Raw genomic sequence first — 1,663 nt, forward strand, 5'->3', positions numbered from 1 at the left:
ATTATTGAAAGAGATGTAATTGTTGTTGGTGCAGGCCCTGGTGGATCAATATGTGCATCATATCTTGCAAGAGCAGGAGTAGATGTATTACTTATAGATAAAGAAGTATTTCCAAGAGATAAACCTTGTGCTGATGCACAATCAGGAAATACATTAAAACATGTTAAAGAACTAGGAGCTTTAGAGGAACTAAAACCTTTAGCTATGATTGAGCATAAAATTAAAATGGTTTCATCAGAATATGTTGAAACGACAATCGATACAGATACAGCAACTGCTTACATTACGCCAAGATGGATTTTTGATGATTTAATGAAACGTAATGCTGTAAGATTAGGTGCTGAGTGCTGGGAAGATTGCTGGGTATATGATGTAATTAAAGAGGATGACTATGTTGTTGGTGTTAAGGCAAAATATCAAGGCGAATACGTTGAAATTAGATCAAAAATAGTTATAGGTGCAGATGGTTCACATTCAGTTGTAGCGAAGTCAGTTGGCATGTTCCCAGAATATTCTGGAAGTATTGCACCTGCTCTTAGAACATATTTCACAGGTGTTGAATTAGATCCAGAGCTTAAAAAAGAGGGCTATATTGAATTTCATTTTGATGCAAGTGTTGCTCCAGCCTATATATGGGTGTTTCCTTCAGGTGTCGATGGATTATCAAAAGGCTTCTGTAATGTAGGATTGGGAGTTGCTGATAGAGATTCATATGCTAATCAGTCTTTAGAAGAAATATTTAATAAATGGGTTGAAGACAGTCCATATGGTAAGAGATTCAAAAATGCAACTCAGGTAGCACCTTGGAAGGGATGGAGAGTTCCAGATGCACACCAAAGACTCCGTAATTGCGGTAATGGCTTTATGCTTATTGGTGATGCAGGCTCTACCGTTATTCCTCTTGTTGACGAAGGTATATCTGCAGCTGCTGATAGTGGTAAGTTTGCCGCTGATGCTGCAATAGAGGCTTTAAAGGAAAATAACTTTTCTGATGAATTTTTATTTGAAAGATATCCAAAAAAATTCTCTAAAATGTATGATGATCGTATAAAAACAATAAAATTAGTACAAGAATCAATGTATGATCCTAACATTACAAATATGCTAGTAAATAAGTTTAATTCCGACAAAGCATTTAAGGATGCCGCATTTGGTAAAATGTTCAGGAAATAAACTTTAAAGACATAATAAGAGCGAACTTTTGGAAAAAAATATTCCGAAAGTCGCTCTTTTATTGTTTATTTAATTATATATAATTTTACATTCAAGATTAGTTTACACTATGTTTTAAAAATATTTAAAATTACCTTTAAGCATTTGAACAATGACATATTTTAATATAAGTATAATTCATAATTGTTTTTGTAAACAACACTTGAAATTGATAGGTAAAACACTAGTTAAACAGTCTAATACCAAAATTTGACAATGAATATTTTAAATATTAAACTTAAGTTATATAGTTAAAAATAAACAATAAATATATATATAGATTTGAAAATGTTAGGGGGAGAGTATATGTATCCAGAACAAAAATATCTAGAGGAAGAAATCAAATGGGAAGAATTTAGTAAGATGATTTATGGTGGAGTTTTAATGAAAATGCCTGATCTTCTTAAATATGGTTATATGCGTTTATGTGAACAATGGTTAAAAGGTCACA

At 32.1% G+C, this 1,663-nt stretch carries 1 protein-coding gene; it reads left to right on the plus strand.

Translation table 11 applies throughout. The features are described 5' to 3' along the window. Positions 1–1,173, plus strand: a 1,173-nt coding sequence (locus BM027_RS17830; protein WP_175560028.1) for an NAD(P)/FAD-dependent oxidoreductase, incomplete at its 5' end; no start/stop codon positions are given. Between the last annotated feature and the right edge of the window lie 490 nt (positions 1,174–1,663).

The sequence above is a fragment of the Clostridium uliginosum genome (assembly GCF_900112485.1).
Taxonomy (GTDB): domain Bacteria; phylum Bacillota; class Clostridia; order Clostridiales; family Clostridiaceae; genus Clostridium; species Clostridium uliginosum.